This window comes from Pseudomonas sp. GW822-FHT02D10 (genome assembly GCF_058802345.1).
In genome coordinates, this window is the sequence record NZ_JBXAOB010000018.1 from 60,299 (window position 1) to 76,153 (window position 15,855).

Here is a 15,855-nt window from a genome sequence, read left to right on the forward strand (position 1 = left end):
CCTCGGATGAAAACTCTCTGGCAACACTGCCACGTTGCAAGCATGGCGCAGGGCACTTACTCGATCATCGAGGATGCCGCCATCGTGACGTCAGGAGCGCACATTGAGTGGATCGGCCCACGTAGCGAACTGCCGTCCGGCGAATACCCCGAGGTCCATGACCTCGCGGGGGCCTGGGTCACCCCGGGCCTGATCGACTGCCACACCCACACGGTGTTCGGTGGCAACCGCAGCGGCGAGTTCGAGCAGCGTCTGCAAGGCGTGAGTTATGCGGAGATTGCAGCCGCTGGTGGCGGCATTGCCAGCACCGTGCGCGCGACCCGTGCGGCGACCGAGGACGAGCTGTTCGCCAGCGCGAAGAAACGCCTGAAAAGCCTGATACGTGATGGTGTGACCAGCATCGAGATGAAATCCGGTTATGGCCTCGACCTGGCCAGCGAGCGGAAGATCCTGCGGGTGATCCGTCGCCTCGGCGCTGAACTGCCGATCAGCGTGCGCAGCACCTGCCTGGCCGCTCACGCCTTGCCACCGGAATACGCCGACCGCGCGGACGACTACATCGACCATATCTGCGCCGAGATGCTGCCGGCGCTGGCTGCCGAAGGTCTGGTGGATGCGGTGGATGCGTTTTGCGAATACCTGGCGTTTTCGCCTGCGCAGGTCGAGCGGGTGTTCGTTGCCGCACAGACACTCGGTTTGCCGGTGAAGCTGCACGCCGAGCAGCTGTCGTCCCTGCACGGTTCCAGCCTGGCGGCGCGTTATCACGCGTTGTCGGCCGATCATCTGGAGTTCATGACCGAAGACGACGCCATTGCCATGGCCGCCTCCGGCACCGTTGCCGTGCTGCTGCCGGGGGCCTTCTACTTCCTGCGGGAAACCCAATTGCCCCCGATGGATGCCTTGCGCAAGCACGGGGTGAAAATCGCCATCGCCAGCGACCTCAACCCCGGCACCTCGCCGGCGTTGTCGGTTCGCTTGATGTTGAACATGGCTTGCACCTGTTTCCGCATGACCCCGGAAGAGGCTTTGGCCGGGGCGACCCTTCACGCCGCCACGGCACTGGGTATGGAGCACACCCATGGCTCGCTCGAAGTCGGCAAAGTCGCTGACTTCGTGGCCTGGCAGATCGATCGTCCGGCTGACTTGTCGTACTGGTTGGGCGGTGACCTGGAAAAACGCGTCGTGCGTCACGGCGTTGAAGTCGAGTTATAGGAGAGCAGTTGTGGATAAGGTTCTGAACTTCAAACAAGGCCGGGTGCCGCTGCTGATCAGCATGCCTCACGCTGGGGTGCGTCTGACGCCTGCGGTTGAAGCCGGGTTGATCCCCGAGGCGCAAAGCCTGCCGGACACCGACTGGCACATTCCCACGCTCTACGAATTCGCCGCCGAGCTGGGCGCCAGCACCCTGGCCGCCGAGTATTCGCGGTTCGTCATCGACCTCAACCGGCCGTCCGACGACAAGCCGTTGTATGTCGGTGCGACGACCGGCCTGTACCCGGCGACTTTGTTCGACGGCGTGCCGTTGTTCCGCGAAGGGCTGGAGCCGTCGGTCGAGGAGCGTGCGACCTATCTGGAGAAAGTCTGGACGCCGTACCACAGCACCCTGCAGCAAGAGCTGGCGCGGCTGAAGGCCGAGTTCGGTTATGCGCTGCTGTTCGATGCGCACTCGATCCGTTCGGTGATCCCGCACCTGTTCGACGGCAAGCTGCCGGACTTCAACCTCGGCACCTTCAATGGGGCCAGTTGCGATCCACAGTTGGCCAGCCAGCTGGAAGCCATCTGCGCCCGGCATCCAGACTACAGTCATGTGCTCAACGGGCGCTTCAAGGGCGGCCACATCACCCGTCATTACGGCAACCCGGACGAGAACATCCACGCGGTGCAACTGGAGCTGGGGCAGTGCACGTACATGGAAGAGGTCGAACCGTTCCGCTATCGGCCGGACCTGGCGGCGCCGACGCAAGTGGTGCTCAAAGAGCTGCTGCAAGGGTTGTTGGCCTGGGGACAGAAGCGTTTCGGGGTGTGAAGATCAAAAGATCGCAGCCTGCGGCAGCTCCTACGCGGAGTTGTCGGTGGGTATGCAATTTGTGTTGAACCACGATCCCGTAGGAGCTGCCGCAGGCTGCGATCTTTTCGGGCAGTCGCCACCGTGCAAGACACGGTCGCCTCAGGGCGCTTTTGTCGTTCAGACGCTGAGTAACGTTGTGGGCACGGTGCACGAAGACACCGGGCCCACAATAACCTGCTGCCGAGCGAGCCTTCCCGATGAAACGACTGTTCAACCGCTGTCTGTTAGTCCTTACCGGCACCGCACTTCTGAGCGCCAACACCTTTGCCAGCGAACCGGCCTCCTGCCAGTCCGTGCGCATGGGTGTGGTCAACTGGACCGATGTGATCGCCACCAGTGGCATGGCCGATGTCTTGCTCAATGGGCTTGGCTACGAAAGCAAGCAAACCAGCGCCGTGCAGCAAATCATCTTTGCCGGCATCCGCGACAAACGCCTGGATATCTTCCTCGGCTACTGGAAGCCGGCGATGGACAAGAACATCGCGCCGTTCATCGCCGCCAATCAACTCAAAGTCATGGACAAACCCAGCCTGTCTGATGCGCAGGCTACCCTCGCGGTGCCTGACTATGTCGCGGCGGCGGGTCTGAAAACCTTCGGCGATATCGCCAAATTCAAAGATAAACTGGGCGCCAAAATCTACGGTATCGAACCGGGCAGCGGCGCCAACACCACCATCAAAACCATGATCGAGACCAATCACTTTGGCCTCAAGGACTTCAAGCTGATCGAATCCGGTGAAGCCGGCATGCTTGCCGCCGTGCAGCGTGCGGTCAATCGCAAGGAGTTCGTGGTGTTCGTCGGCTGGACCCCGCATCCGATGAACATCAACATGAAGATCAACTACCTGACCGGCAGCGACGATGTCTACGGCCCTAACGAAGGTGCTGCGACCGTCTCGACCGTGACCGCGCCGGATTATGCTCAGCGTTGCCCCAATGTGAACCATCTGCTGGAAAACCTGACGTTTACCGCCGCTCAGGAAAGCCAGTTGATGGTGCCGATCATGGAGCGCAAGACTGCCCAGGATGTCGCCCGGCAGTGGCTGCGTGATCACCCTGAGGATCTTCAGCGTTGGTTGGCGGGCGTCAGCAGTTTCGATGGCAAGGACGGTGTGAAGGCGGTACAGGCCAGCCTGAAACTCTGAATGGCCGAGAACCTTATGCCTGACTATCCGATCTCTGCGCAGCTCTCGGCATTTGTCGAGAGAACCCTCAGCTTCAACAGCACTGACAGCAGCCTGAACGGGCTGCGTCAGGCCTACAGTCAAATGTGCCGGGCATTTACCCCTGCTCGGCCGGAGGGGCTGGAGGTTGCCGACTTCAGGCTGGAAGGTGTTTCGGTACGCGCCTACCAGCCAGCGGTTTCAGCGCCGGATTCGGGCTGGCCGTGCATTGTGTATCTGCACGGCGGTGGCTGGGTGGTGGGGGATCTGGATTCGCACGATTTCATCTGCGCCGAACTGGCGATGGTTCTGGGCGTGTTGGTGATTGCTGTTGATTACCGACTGGCACCGGAGCATCCATTTCCGGCGGCGTTCGATGACTGCCTGAGCGTATGGCGAGCACTGTGCGCGGGGGCGAGCCCGTTTGCGCTGGACGCTGGGCGGATGCTGGTAGCCGGTGACAGCGCCGGCGGCAATCTGGCCGCCGCGTTGTGTCTGGCGCTGCGTGACCGGGGCGAGCGCTTGCCCTGCGCGCAAGTCTTGATCTATCCAGGACTGGGCGGTGACGCCAGGCTCCCATCGCGCAGCGAATGTGCCAACGCGCCGCTCCTCAGCAGCAGCGACCTGGACTGCTATCACGCGTTGTACTTGCGCGGTGCGCGGCAACCGTCGGCCTACGCCATGCCATTGCTCGCTGATGATTTCAGCGGTTTGCCACCGACGATGATCGCCGTCGCGCAGTTCGACCCGCTGCGCGACGACGGCGTCAATTATGCCCAGCGACTTGAAGCCGCAGGGGGCGAGGTCGGTCTGTATTCAGGCAAAGGGCTGATTCACGGCTGTTTGCGCGGTCGCGGCCAGGTTGCGGAAGTGGATCTGCTGTATGAAAACCTGTTGGCGTATTTGCATCGGTTTCTTGTAAGCGAAGTCTGATTTTTCGCGGGCATGCTCATTGACGTAATTCGGGTTTATGATGCCGGACGGCAGAATAATAGAAGTCCCCCCAGGGATGACCTCGACCCCTTACGGAGCGCGCAATGCAGACTTTGTACCCACAGATCAAACCCCACGCCCGGCACGATCTGGCTGTCGATGAAACACACACGCTGTACGTCGACGAAAGTGGTTCACCGGAAGGTTTGCCGGTGGTGTTTATTCACGGCGGCCCGGGGGCGGGTTGTGATGCACAGAGTCGGTGCTACTTTGATCCGAACCTGTACCGCATTGTTACCTTCGATCAGCGCGGTTGCGGTCGTTCCACCCCGCATGCCAGCCTGGAAAACAACACCACCTGGGATCTGGTCGCCGACCTTGAGCGAATTCGCCAGCACTTGGGCATTGAAAAATGGGTGCTGTTCGGCGGCTCCTGGGGTTCGACCCTGGCGTTGGCCTACGCGCAAACCCACCCTGAGCGTGTGCACGGTCTGATTCTGCGCGGGATCTTTCTCTGCCGTCCGCAGGAAATCGAATGGTTCTATCAGGCCGGCGCGAGCCGTCTGTTCCCGGATTACTGGCAGGACTACATCGCGCCGATCCCTGCGGATGAGCGCGACGACCTGCTCAATGCTTTCCACAAGCGCCTGACCGGCAACGACCAGATTGCCCAGATGCACGCGGCCAAGGCCTGGTCGACCTGGGAAGGCCGAACGGCCACCCTGCGTCCGAACCCGATGGTGGTCGAGCGCTTCTCCGAGCCGCAGCGCGCGCTGTCGATCGCCCGGATTGAATGCCACTACTTCACCAACAACGCTTTCCTTGAGCCGAACCAGCTGATTCGCGACATGGGCAAGATCGCCCATTTGCCGGGTGTCATCGTCCACGGCCGTTACGACGTGATCTGCCCGCTGGATAACGCCTGGGAACTGCATCAAGCCTGGCCGAACAGCGAACTGCAGGTGATCCGCGATGCCGGGCATGCGGCGTCCGAGCCGGGCATCACCGATGCACTGGTGCGCGCGGCCAGCCAGATGGCCCGGCGTTTGCTTGATCTGCCGCCTGAAGAAGCGTGAAGGGCCTGTTACAGCGCGTGCGTGGCGCGCGCGTCGAAGTGGCGGGGGAAATTGTTGGCGCGGTAGACCAGGGTTTGCTGGTGCTGGTGGCGGTCGAACCGCAAGACACTCGGGCCAGCGCCGACAAACTCCTGCACAAGCTGCTTAACTATCGGGTATTCAGTGACGCCGAGGGCAAGATGAACCTGTCCTTGGCCGATGTCGGCGGTGGTTTGTTGTTGGTCTCGCAGTTCACCCTGGCCGCCGATACCAAAAATGGTTTGCGTCCGAGCTTTTCTACCGCGGCCCCACCGGCGCTGGGAGAAGAGCTTTTTGACTATATAGTGGCCAAGGCGCGACAGTTGCATGGCAAAGTGGCATCAGGGAAATTTGGAGCGGACATGCAGGTGCATCTGGTCAATGATGGCCCGGTAACCTTCCTGTTACAGACCTGAAAGCGCCTGAAACATCTTTTCAGGCGTGTTTCGGTCGAAAACAGGGGTTTTTCGCGATAAATACTTTGTTACCCCTGATGCGTTGTAACGCGGCCTACTAGATAATCCCGCGCTACGGGGATCAGCGTTCGTTGGCCCATTTTTGACTTAGGTAGAGACTTGTCCGGAACCGTTTGGGGAATCATTTAGGCCCATCGGAGTCGGAACAATGCTCGCCAACCTGGCACATAGATAGCTAGCCGTTGGTTTTTTGATCTGTTTTCGGCGAGGGTTGCTCGTGATTGTTAGTCCCTGTAATGCACCAAAATTGTCTGCCAAACGGTTACGAAACGCACTGGTGACGGGCTCTGCCTTGCTTTGCCTGCTCAGCGCTGGCCAGCTTTGGGCATTCAATCTGGATGATGTGTCGGCCAAGGCAAAAGAGAAGGCCGGGCAAAAATACGAAGCCCCGCGCAGCAATCTGCCGAACGAATTCCGTGACATGAAATTCGCGGACTATCAGAAAATTCGTTTCCTGACCGAAAAAGCCGAATGGGCCGATCAGAAAACCCCGTTCAAGCTGTCGTTTTATCACCAGGGCATGCACTTCGACACGCCGGTGAAGATCAACGAAATCACTGCCAACAGCGTTGAAGAGATCAAGTACGACCCGAGTCGTTTCGATTTCGGCGACGTGAAGTTCGATCCTAAAGCCACCGAACAGCTGGGTTATGCGGGCTTTCGTGTGCTGTACCCGATCAACAAGGCCGACAAGCAAGACGAAATCATGACCATGCTCGGCGCGAGCTACTTCCGCGTCGTCGGTAAGGGCCACACCTATGGCCTGTCCGCGCGTGGCCTGGCGATCGACACTGCGCTGCCGTCCGGCGAAGAGTTCCCGCGTTTCACCGAGTTCTGGATTGCACAACCCAAGCCGACCGACAAGCACCTGGTGATCTACGCCCTGCTGGACTCGCCGCGCGCCACCGGTGCCTACCGCCTGACCCTGCGTCCGGGCAGCGACACCATTGTCGACGTCAAGGCGCAGATGTTCCTGCGTGACAAGGTCAGCAAGCTGGGCATCGCTCCACTGACCAGCATGTTCCTGTTCGGCGCCAACCAGCCGTCGAAAGTCCTCAACTACCGTCGCGAACTGCACGACTCCAGCGGTCTGTCGATCCATGCCGGCAACGGCGAGTGGGTCTGGCGCCCACTGAACAACCCGAAACATCTGGCCGTGAGCAATTTCTCGGTTGAGAACCCGCGTGGTTTCGGTCTGCTGCAACGGGGTCGTGATTTCAGCCACTACGAAGACCTCGATGACCGCTACGACAAGCGCCCAAGCGCCTGGATCGAGCCAAAAGGCGACTGGGGCAAAGGCACGGTCGACCTCGTAGAGATCCCGACTGCCGACGAAACCAACGACAACATCGTTGCGTTCTGGAGCCCGGAAAAACTGCCTGAGCCAGGTCAGCCGCTGGACTTCGCCTACCGTCTGCACTGGACCATCGACGAAGCAGCCCTGCATTCGCCGGACAGCGCCTGGGTTCAACAGACCCTGCGTTCCACCGGTGACGTGAAGCAGTCGAACCTGATCCGTCAGCCGGACGGTAGCGTTGCTTACCTGGTGGACTTCACTGGGCCGTCCCTCAAGGCACTGCCAGAAGACGCGCCGATTCGCAGCCAGGTCAGTGTGGGTGACAACGCCGAAGTGGTTGAGAACAGCGTGCGCTACAACCCTGAAACCCAGGGCTGGCGCCTGACGCTGCGTATGAAGATCAAGGATTCGAGCAAGTCCACTGAGATGCGTGCTGCACTGGTCAAGGACATCGTAGTCCCTGAGCCGGTCAAGGCCCCGGTGGCGAACGCCAATTCTTCCGTTGCCAAGGCCGATAAAATCGCCGCCAAACAACAAGAGAAGCTCGACAAGAAAGACAAAGAAGCCAAGCAGCCTGCCGCTGCCGAAGCAGCCCCTGCCACACCTCCTGCCCCGGATGCAGCCACGACTGAACAAGTGCTGACCGAGACCTGGAGCTACCAGTTGCCAGCCGATGAGTAATTCCCAAGTACAGCCAGAGACTCTCAGCGAGTATCTGGCGCACCTGCCGATGACGGATGAGCAGCGCGCTACACTGGCGGGCTGCAACTCCTTCAGCGAGCTGCATGAACGCCTGTCGTCTTCGACCTTCGACGCGCCGAGCGAGGCTGCGCAAGCCTCGGTTGGCCGTCGGCTGACCCTCAACTCCGCCGAGGAGCTTGAAGAGGCCGAGATGCTGGCGCTCGACGCCAGCGGTCGGGTTTGCCTGAAGGCAACCCCACCGATTCGTCGGACCAAAGTCGTGCCGGAGCCATGGCGTACCAATATCCTGGTGCGTGGCTGGCGTCGGCTGACCGGCCGCACCAATCCTCCGGCGCCGCCGAAGGATGAGCGCGTGCTGCCGGCGGCTCGCTGGCGCACCGTCGGCTCGATCCGCCGTTATATTCTGCTGGTGTTGATGCTGGGCCAGACCATTGTTGCGGGCTGGTACATGAAAGGCATCATGCCGTACCAGGGCTGGTCGTTCGTCGATCTCAACGAAGTCCTGCACCAACCGCTGATCCAGACGGCCACGCAAGTGCTGCCGTATGCCTTGCAAACCAGCATCCTGATTCTGTTCGGGATTCTGTTCTGCTGGGTGTCGGCCGGTTTCTGGACGGCACTGATGGGCTTCCTCGAGTTGCTCACCGGGCACGACAAATACCGCATTTCCGGCGCGAGCGCCGGTAACGAGCCGATTCCCAAGGACGCTCGCACCGCGTTGGTGATGCCGATCTGCAACGAAGACGTACCGCGAGTGTTCGCCGGTTTGCGCGCGACCTTCGAGTCGGTCGCCGCCACCGGTGATCTGGACCGTTTCGACTTCTTCGTCCTCAGCGACAGTAACGACAGCGACATCTGCGTGGCCGAGCAGCAGGCCTGGCTGGACGTCTGCCGCGAAGCCAAGGGCTTCGGCAGGATCTTCTATCGCCGCCGTCGCCGTCGTGTGAAACGCAAAAGCGGCAACCTCGACGACTTCTGCCGTCGTTGGGGCGGTGATTACAAGTACATGGTCGTACTCGACGCCGACAGCGTGATGAGCGGCGAATGCCTGACCAGTCTGGTGCGCTTGATGGAAGCCACGCCGGACGCCGGGATCATTCAGACCGCGCCACGTGCCTCGGGCATGGATACGCTGTATGCGCGCATGCAGCAGTTCGCCACTCGGGTATACGGTCCGCTGTTCACCGCCGGCCTGCACTTCTGGCAGTTGGGCGAATCCCACTACTGGGGCCACAACGCGATCATCCGCATGAAGCCGTTCATCGAGCACTGCGCCCTGGCGCCGTTGCCCGGTAAAGGCGCGTTTGCAGGGGCGATCCTTTCCCACGACTTCGTTGAAGCGGCGCTGATGCGCCGTGCTGGCTGGGGCGTGTGGATTGCCTACGATCTGCCGGGCAGCTACGAAGAATTGCCGCCGAACCTGCTCGACGAACTCAAGCGTGACCGTCGCTGGTGTCATGGCAACCTGATGAACTTCCGGTTGTTCCTGGTCAAGGGTATGCACCCGGTACACCGTGCGGTGTTCCTGACCGGCGTGATGTCCTACCTCTCGGCGCCGCTGTGGTTCTTCTTCCTGGTGCTGTCGACGGCGCTGCTGGCGGTCAACACGCTGATGGAGCCGCAGTACTTCATGGAGCCGCGACAATTGTATCCGTTGTGGCCACAATGGCACCCGGACAAGGCCGTTGCGTTGTTCTCGACGACCATCGTGCTGTTGTTCCTGCCGAAGTTGCTGAGCATCATCCTGATCTGGGCCAAGGGCGCGAAAGAGTTCGGTGGCAAGTTCAAGGTGACGCTGTCGATGCTGCTGGAGATGTTGTTCTCCATGTTGCTGGCGCCGGTACGGATGATTTTCCACACCCGTTTCGTACTCGCCGCGTTCCTCGGCTGGGCTGCGACCTGGAACTCGCCACAACGTGACGACGACTCCACGCCGTGGAGCGAAGCGGTGCGTCGCCATGGTCCGCAAACCTTGCTGGGCTTCTTCTGGGCCTTGCTGGTGATCTGGCTGAACCCGAGCTTCCTCTGGTGGCTGGTACCGATCGTCGGTTCGTTGATGCTGTCGATCCCGGTGTCGGTGATCTCCAGCCGCGTGAAGCTGGGCCTCAAATCCCGTGACGAAAGCCTGTTCCTGATCCCCGAGGAATACGCACCGCCACAAGCCTTGCTGGCGACCGATCAGTACACCCACGAAAACCGTTGGCACGCGCTGAACGACGGCTTCATCCGTGCGGTGGTCGATCCACAGCAGAATGCCCTGGCGTGCGCGCTGGCGACTTCGCGTCACGGTCAGGCCGAGCCGATCGAGTGGCTGCGTATCGAACGGGTTCGTCATGCGCTGAAAGTCGGCCCGGCAGCACTCAACAATAACGAGCGTCTGGCGCTGTTGAGCGATCCGGTGGCGTTGGCTCGCTTGCATGAGCAGGCCTGGAGCGAAGGCCACGCCGAGTGGCTGGATACCTGGCGAGCGTCGGTGAAAGCCGACCCTCATGCGCCGCTGTTGCCGCTCAAACCGGCAATGCCCCAGGCGCTCCCGGCCTGATGAAAAAGCCCCGCTTCGTTTAGAAGCGGGGCGCCTTCGAAAAGATCGCAGCCTTCGGCAGCTCCTACCGGGTGTACATCCGTAGGAGCTGCCGAAGGCTGCGATCTTTTGTTTTTCCACCTCCCCGAAACAACATTTCCCACCCACCCCCTTGTGCAAACGGACGAGTGCGTTAGCATCGCCACCCTCTTTGGCGTGCCCGGACAACTTTTTGTCCGTAACTGTCGGTTTTCAAACGAAAATCAGCTTTTTGCACGCCTCACAACACGATGGGTTATAGGGGACTTGGTGATGAAGAAGTATCTCTCGATGCTGCTGCTCGGCGTCACGGCACTGGTGGCAGTCAACGCGGCACATGCCGCCGGCGCCATCGACGACGCGGTCAAGCGCGGCACGCTGAAAGTCGGCATGGACCCGACCTACATGCCGTTCGAAATGACCAACAAGCGCGGTGAGATCATCGGATTCGAAGTCGACATCCTCAAAGCCATGGCCAAGGCCATGGGCGTCAAGCTGGAGTTGGTGTCCACCGGTTACGACGGGATCATCCCGGCCCTGATGACCGACAAGTTCGACATGATCGGCAGTGGCATGACCCTGACCCAGGAACGCAACCTGCGCCTGAACTTCAGCGAACCGTTCATCGTGGTCGGCCAGACGTTGCTGATCCGCAAGGACCTGGAAGGCACCATCACCTCCTATAAAGACCTGAACACCGCCGACTACCGCATCACCTCCAAGCTCGGCACCACCGGCGAAATGGTCGCCAGGAAGTTGATCTCCAAAGCCAAATACCACGGCTATGACAACGAGCAGGAAGCCGTGCTCGACGTGGTCAACGGCAAGGCTGACGCCTTCATCTACGACGCGCCTTACAACGTCGTGGCGGTGAACAAGGTCGGCAACGGCAAGCTGGTGTTCCTCGACAAGCCGTTCACCTATGAGCCGCTGGCCTTCGGTCTGAAGAAGGGCGACTACGACAGCATCAACTTCATCAACAACTTCCTGCACCAGATCCACGAAGACGGCACCTACGATCGCATCCATGACAAGTGGTTCAAAGACACCGCCTGGCTCAAGGATATGGAATAAGGCCCGGTCAGATAGACCGCGTCGCCTCAATCGCGAGCAAGCTCGCTCCCACAGTGGATCGGTGTGAACACAACATTTGTGTCCAGCGCAGATCCTGTGGGAGCGAGCTTGCTCGCGATGACGGCTTCCCTGGCAACACAGAATTCGGAACTTTCAAAGCAAATGAAACAGAAAAAAGCCCAATGGCCCTGGCACGTATTAACCGTGCTGGTGCTGATCGGCATGGCTGGCGCCTTGTATTACGCCACTTCGCTGATGTCCTACGAATGGCGCTGGAATCGCGTGCCGCAGTACTTCGCCTATCACGCCGAAGAGACTCAGCGCGCGGCGGACATTTCCACCGTCAGCGAACTGGTGCGCACAGGCGACAAGGCTGAAGTCACCTTGCGCAACGACGCCGGGGTCGAGCAACACCTGACCGTCGATGACAACAGCCTGAAAGTCGCCCGTGGCGACGATGTGGCGGAAGGCGACGTAGTCGGCGTAACCCGGCATTGGGCGGCAGGACCGCTGTTGTGGGGCCTGTGGACAACGTTGTGGCTGTCGCTGGTGTCGGGCGTGCTCGGGCTGCTGATTGGCCTGGCAACCGGCCTCTGCCGGCTGTCGAGCAACCCGAGCCTGCGCGACCTGTCGACCGTCTACATCGAACTGGTGCGCGGCACACCGTTGCTGGTGCAGATCTTCATCTTCTATTTCTTTATCGGCACGGTGCTCAACCTGTCCCGCGAGTTCGCCGGGATTGCCGCATTGTCGCTGTTCACTGGCGCCTACGTGGCAGAGATCATTCGTTCCGGCGTGCAATCGATTGCCCGTGGGCAGAACGAAGCCGCGCGCTCGCTGGGTTTGAGCGCAGGCGAATCGATGCGCCACGTGGTGTTGCCGCAAGCGCTCAAGCGCGTGCTGCCACCGTTGGCCGGGCAATTCATCAGTCTGGTCAAGGACACTTCGCTGGTGTCGGTGATCGCGATCACCGAGCTGCTCAAAAGCGGCCGTGAAGTCATCACCACCTCGTTCTCGCCGTTCGAAATTCTCTTCTGCGTGGCGGCTCTGTACCTGTTGATAAACCTGCCGCTGTCGAAAATCGCCAGCCGGCTTGAGCGGAGGCTCGCGCAAAGTGATTGAAGTCCGCGATCTGGTAAAAGTCTTCGACACCCGTGGCCAAGTGGTCCGCGCGGTGGACAACGTCACCACCCGAGTGGCCAAGGGCGAAGTGCTGGTGGTGATCGGCCCGTCGGGTTCCGGCAAGTCGACCTTCCTGCGTTGCCTGAATGGGCTGGAAGCGTTTGATTCGGGCTCGGTGAGTATCGACGGCTTGCAACTGGCCGACCCGAAAACCGACGTCAACGCTTACCGCCGTGAAGTCGGGATGGTGTTCCAGCACTTCAACCTGTTCCCGCACATGACCGTGCTGGAGAACCTCTGTCTGGCGCAGAAAGTCGTGCGCAAGCGCGGCAAGCAGGAACGTGAGGCCAAGGCCCTGGCATTGCTGGAAAAAGTTGGCATCGCGCAGAAGGCCCACGAGTTCCCGTCACGCCTCTCCGGTGGTCAACAGCAGCGCGTGGCGATTGCCCGGGCGCTGGCCATGGAGCCGAAGGTCATGCTGTTCGATGAGCCGACCTCGGCGCTGGACCCGGAAATGGTCGGCGAAGTGCTGGACGTGATGAAGACCCTGGCCGTGGAAGGCATGACCATGGTCTGCGTCACCCACGAAATGGGCTTTGCGCGGGAAGTGGCGGATCGGGTGCTGTTCTTCGATCACGGCAAGTTGCTGGAAGATGCCTCGCCGGCCGAATTCTTCGACGCGCCGAAAGACCCGCGAGCGCAGGCGTTTTTGCGGCAGGTTCTGTAACTTCAGTGCCTGTCAGACCGCTATCGTCGGAACGCCGCCCGGACCAAGCTCGCTCCCACATTGTTCCTGTGTGAAGCACAAATAGTGCACACACCGAAAATCCACTGTGGGAGCGAGCTTGCTCGCGATGGCATCACCTCGGTCCCGAGCGGACCGAGACCTGTTTATCCCCTCAAACCCTGAACTTGCCCACCAGCATCTGCAGATGGGTGCCCAGTCGCGCCAGTTCGATGCTGGAGGCGGCGGTTTCTTCGCTGGCGGCGGAGGTCTGGTCGGAGACGTCGCGCACGTTCAGCACGCTGCGGTTGATCTCTTCGGCCACGGTGCTGGTCTGCTCGGTCACGGCGGACAGCTCTTCGGCGGCGCTGGCGATCTGTGTTACGCCTTCGCTGATGCCACCGATCAGTTCGCGCAGGCTGACGGTCATGCTCTGCATGGCGCGTTGCAACTGGCCGAGTTCATCGCGACGTTGGGAAATGAGGTTGTGAGCCAGGTCCCCGGCGGCTACGCGCTCGGCGACTTTCAGGGTCTGGTTCAGCGGGATGACGATCTGTCGGGTGATGGCCCAGGCAGCGAGCAGGCCGAACGCCAGCGCCAGCGCGGTCGCCAGCAGCAGGGACTTTTCGACCTCCGCTACGCGGGCGACGGCGTAGTCGGCGGTGGCGCCAGGGGGGGGTTAGAACAGGCGCGAAAGCAGGGCCGTGACGGCGGTTTCAACCCGCAGGATGCGATCGCCGAGCTGTACCGGTTGCAGGCCGGCCTTGGTCAGCAGGTCGATTTCGTAGGGGATCCAGCCACCTTCCGGGCCGATGGCCAGGGTTACCGGTTCGTCCAGCCCGCGGGGGCAGGGCGGGTAATGACCGGGGTGGCCGATCAGCCCGAGGGTGCCGTCGGCGATGGCCGGCAGGCGGTCTTCGACGAAGGGCTTGAAGCGCTTTTCGATGACGATTTCGGGCAGCACGCTGTCGCGAGCCTGTTCGAGACCGAGGATCATTTGCTCGCGAATCGCCTCGGGTTCGAGGAACGGTGTCTGCCAGAAGCTTTTCTCGACCCGATAACTGTTCACCAGCACGATTCGCGGCACACCCATGGCGGCCACTGTCTGGAACACTCTGCGCAGCATCTTCGGCCGTGGCAGGGCCAGCAACAGGGTCAGCGGCAGTTTGGCCGGTGGTGCCTGATCGAGGGTGACGCGCAACTCGGCTTCATCGGTGTCCAGGCGCAGCAACTCGGCTGAACCCATCAAGCCGCCGATGCGCCCGACCCGCAGGCTGTCGCCGACCGCCGCACGATGCACTTCCTGCATGTGGGTCAGCCGGCGATCACGCAGGATCACCCGGTCGGCCGCGATGAAATCGGCTTCTTCGAGGAGCAGCAGGTTCACGGCTGAGTCGCTGGCGGCTGGTCGTTGTGATCGTCAGCCGGCTGGTCGTCCGTGTGATCGCTACGTTTGCTGATCAGGCTGCCAAACAGGATGCCGATCTCGAACAACAGCCACATCGGCACGGCCAGCAGGGTCTGCGAGAAAATGTCCGGCGGGGTCAGAATCATGCCGACCACAAAGCAGCCGATGACCACGTATGGACGGATTTTCTTCAGGTATTTGACGTCGACCACGCCGATCCACACCAGCAGCACCACGGCCACCGGGATCTCGAACGCCACGCCGAAGGCGAAGAACAGCGTCATCACGAAATCCAGGTAACTGGTGATGTCGGTCATCATTTCCACGCCCGCCGGAGTGGCCGAGGCGAAGAACTTGAAGATCAACGGGAACACCAGAAAGTAGGCGAACGCCATGCCGGTGTAGAACAACAGGATGCTGGAGACCAGCAGTGGCACCGCAATGCGTTTCTCATGCTTGTACAGGCCCGGTGCGATGAAGCCCCAGATCTGATGCAGGATCACCGGGATCGCCAGGAACAGCGAGACCATCATGGTCAGCTTCAACGGCGTCAGGAACGGCGAGGACACGTCGGTGGCGATCATCGTCGCGCCGGCCGGCAAGTACTGGCGCAGCGGTATCGAGACGAAGGTGTAGATCTGCTGGGTGAAGGCGAACAGCCCGGCGAAGATCAGGAAGATCGCCGCGACGCAGCGCAGCAGGCGAGTACGCAACTCGGTGAGGTGCGAAACCAGCGGCATGTGCTGGTCGGATTCCGGGATATCGCTCATGGGGCTCGCGGCGGTAGTGTTGGGTCGTGGGGAGCCGGCGCAGTTGGCACGGCGGCAGGCGCAACAGGGTCTACAGGCGTTGCAGGTGCGGCAACCACGGGCACAGCGGGTTCAACCGGTGCGACCGCTGTAGCGACAAGGGCCGGCTCGATGGTCGTCGCAGGTGCTTGAATCGCCTGCTCGGCCACCGTCTCGACCGGCGTCGGCTGCTGGGTCGGGTTGAGGATTTTGCGTGCCTCTTGCTCCAGCGACAGAATGTGTTCGTTGTGCAGTTGCCGACGAATCTCGTCGGCACCGATTTCACGTTCAACTTCCGTTTTGATCGCATTGAAGCTGCGCTTCAGGCGTCCGATCCACAGGCCGGCAGTGCGCGCAGCACCCGGCAGACGCTCGGGGCCCAGCACCAGCAGGGCAACGAGGCCGACGAGCAGCAGTTCAGAGAAGCTGATACCGAACATTAGTCT

General features: G+C 61.0%; 14 protein-coding genes and 1 pseudogene. 11 read left to right on the top strand and 4 right to left on the bottom strand.

Translation table 11 applies throughout. From position 1 onward, the window contains the following. Positions 1-6 precede the first annotated feature (6 nt). The 11 genes from hutI (at position 7) to AC1RPZ_RS23420 (ending at position 13,216) form a co-directional block, all read left to right on the top strand. Positions 7-1,212, top strand: coding sequence for an imidazolonepropionase (gene hutI / locus AC1RPZ_RS23370; RefSeq protein WP_493139777.1), 1,206 nt, complete (start codon positions 7-9; stop codon positions 1,210-1,212). Positions 1,213-1,222: 10 nt separating this feature from the next. Then, entirely contained in the window at positions 1,223-2,026 is an 804-nt protein-coding gene (hutG, locus tag AC1RPZ_RS23375) for an N-formylglutamate deformylase (protein ID WP_493139779.1), read from the top strand. A 239-nt stretch (positions 2,027-2,265) separates the two neighbouring features. Beyond that, entirely contained in the window at positions 2,266-3,213 is a 948-nt protein-coding gene (locus tag AC1RPZ_RS23380; protein WP_493139780.1) for a choline ABC transporter substrate-binding protein, read from the top strand. Positions 3,214-3,228: 15 nt separating this feature from the next. Next, entirely contained in the window at positions 3,229-4,164 is a 936-nt protein-coding gene (locus tag AC1RPZ_RS23385; protein ID WP_493139843.1) for an alpha/beta hydrolase, read from the top strand. Positions 4,165-4,268: 104 nt separating this feature from the next. Further along, positions 4,269-5,240 (top strand): prolyl aminopeptidase, encoded by a 972-nt coding sequence (gene pip / locus AC1RPZ_RS23390; RefSeq protein WP_493139782.1) that lies wholly within the window; start codon positions 4,269-4,271, stop codon positions 5,238-5,240. Then, positions 5,237-5,674 carry a D-aminoacyl-tRNA deacylase gene (gene dtd / locus AC1RPZ_RS23395; protein ID WP_493139784.1) on the top strand — a complete coding sequence of 146 codons (438 nt, stop codon included), beginning with the start codon at positions 5,237-5,239 and terminating at the stop codon, positions 5,672-5,674. Before pip ends, dtd begins: the two co-directional genes overlap by 4 nt. A 277-nt stretch (positions 5,675-5,951) precedes the next feature. Then, entirely contained in the window at positions 5,952-7,712 is a 1,761-nt protein-coding gene (locus AC1RPZ_RS23400) for a glucan biosynthesis protein G (protein ID WP_493139785.1), read from the top strand. Then, positions 7,705-10,275: a glucans biosynthesis glucosyltransferase MdoH gene (gene mdoH / locus AC1RPZ_RS23405; protein WP_493139787.1), complete on the top strand. Its 2,571-nt coding sequence runs from the start codon at positions 7,705-7,707 to the stop codon at positions 10,273-10,275. The genes AC1RPZ_RS23400 and mdoH overlap by 8 nt, the downstream gene beginning before the upstream one ends. 291 nt (positions 10,276-10,566) lie before the next feature. Then, positions 10,567-11,367, top strand: coding sequence for a transporter substrate-binding domain-containing protein (locus tag AC1RPZ_RS23410; RefSeq protein WP_493139789.1), 801 nt, complete (start codon positions 10,567-10,569; stop codon positions 11,365-11,367). A 162-nt stretch (positions 11,368-11,529) separates the two neighbouring features. Further along, entirely contained in the window at positions 11,530-12,489 is a 960-nt protein-coding gene (locus tag AC1RPZ_RS23415) for an amino acid ABC transporter permease (RefSeq protein ID WP_493139790.1), read from the top strand. Beyond that, positions 12,482-13,216, top strand: a complete 735-nt coding sequence (locus tag AC1RPZ_RS23420) for an amino acid ABC transporter ATP-binding protein (protein WP_054595201.1) — start codon at positions 12,482-12,484, stop codon at positions 13,214-13,216. The genes AC1RPZ_RS23415 and AC1RPZ_RS23420 overlap by 8 nt, the downstream gene beginning before the upstream one ends. Positions 13,217-13,451: 235 nt before the next feature. Here the strand turns inward: AC1RPZ_RS23420 and AC1RPZ_RS23425 are convergent. From AC1RPZ_RS23425 to tatB, 4 genes and pseudogenes are all read right to left on the bottom strand, one after another. Beyond that, positions 13,452-13,850 (bottom strand): annotated as a pseudogene (locus AC1RPZ_RS23425) (HAMP domain-containing protein); the annotation flags it as partial. Positions 13,851-13,892: 42 nt separating this feature from the next. Further along, the gene (locus AC1RPZ_RS23430) at positions 13,893-14,600 is read right to left on the bottom strand and encodes a 16S rRNA (uracil(1498)-N(3))-methyltransferase (protein ID WP_493139791.1); all 708 of its coding nucleotides are present in this window, start codon (positions 14,598-14,600) and stop codon (positions 13,893-13,895) included. Then, complete coding sequence (gene tatC, locus AC1RPZ_RS23435; protein WP_493139793.1) at positions 14,597-15,391, bottom strand: twin-arginine translocase subunit TatC; 795 nt, start codon at positions 15,389-15,391, stop codon at positions 14,597-14,599. The genes AC1RPZ_RS23430 and tatC overlap by 4 nt, the downstream gene beginning before the upstream one ends. Next, positions 15,388-15,849 (bottom strand): Sec-independent protein translocase protein TatB, encoded by a 462-nt coding sequence (gene tatB / locus AC1RPZ_RS23440; protein WP_493139795.1) that lies wholly within the window; start codon positions 15,847-15,849, stop codon positions 15,388-15,390. Before tatB ends, tatC begins: the two co-directional genes overlap by 4 nt. Between the last annotated feature and the right edge of the window lie 6 nt (positions 15,850-15,855).

What these genes read in the sequence shown, in the direction of transcription:
- hutI (WP_493139777.1), top strand. Translation starts at nt 7, where the DNA reads ATGAAAACTCTCTGGCAACACTGCCACGTTGCAAGCATGGCGCAGGGC.
- AC1RPZ_RS23380 (WP_493139780.1), top strand. Translation starts at nt 2,266, where the DNA reads ATGAAACGACTGTTCAACCGCTGTCTGTTAGTCCTTACCGGCACCGCA.
- AC1RPZ_RS23385 (WP_493139843.1), top strand. Translation starts at nt 3,229, where the DNA reads ATGCCTGACTATCCGATCTCTGCGCAGCTCTCGGCATTTGTCGAGAGA.
- pip (WP_493139782.1), top strand. Translation starts at nt 4,269, where the DNA reads ATGCAGACTTTGTACCCACAGATCAAACCCCACGCCCGGCACGATCTG.
- mdoH (WP_493139787.1), top strand. Translation starts at nt 7,705, where the DNA reads ATGAGTAATTCCCAAGTACAGCCAGAGACTCTCAGCGAGTATCTGGCG.
- AC1RPZ_RS23410 (WP_493139789.1), top strand. Translation starts at nt 10,567, where the DNA reads ATGAAGAAGTATCTCTCGATGCTGCTGCTCGGCGTCACGGCACTGGTG.
- AC1RPZ_RS23415 (WP_493139790.1), top strand. Translation starts at nt 11,530, where the DNA reads ATGAAACAGAAAAAAGCCCAATGGCCCTGGCACGTATTAACCGTGCTG.
- tatC (WP_493139793.1), bottom strand. Translation starts at nt 15,391, where the DNA reads ATGAGCGATATCCCGGAATCCGACCAGCACATGCCGCTGGTTTCGCAC.
- tatB (WP_493139795.1), bottom strand. Translation starts at nt 15,849, where the DNA reads ATGTTCGGTATCAGCTTCTCTGAACTGCTGCTCGTCGGCCTCGTTGCC.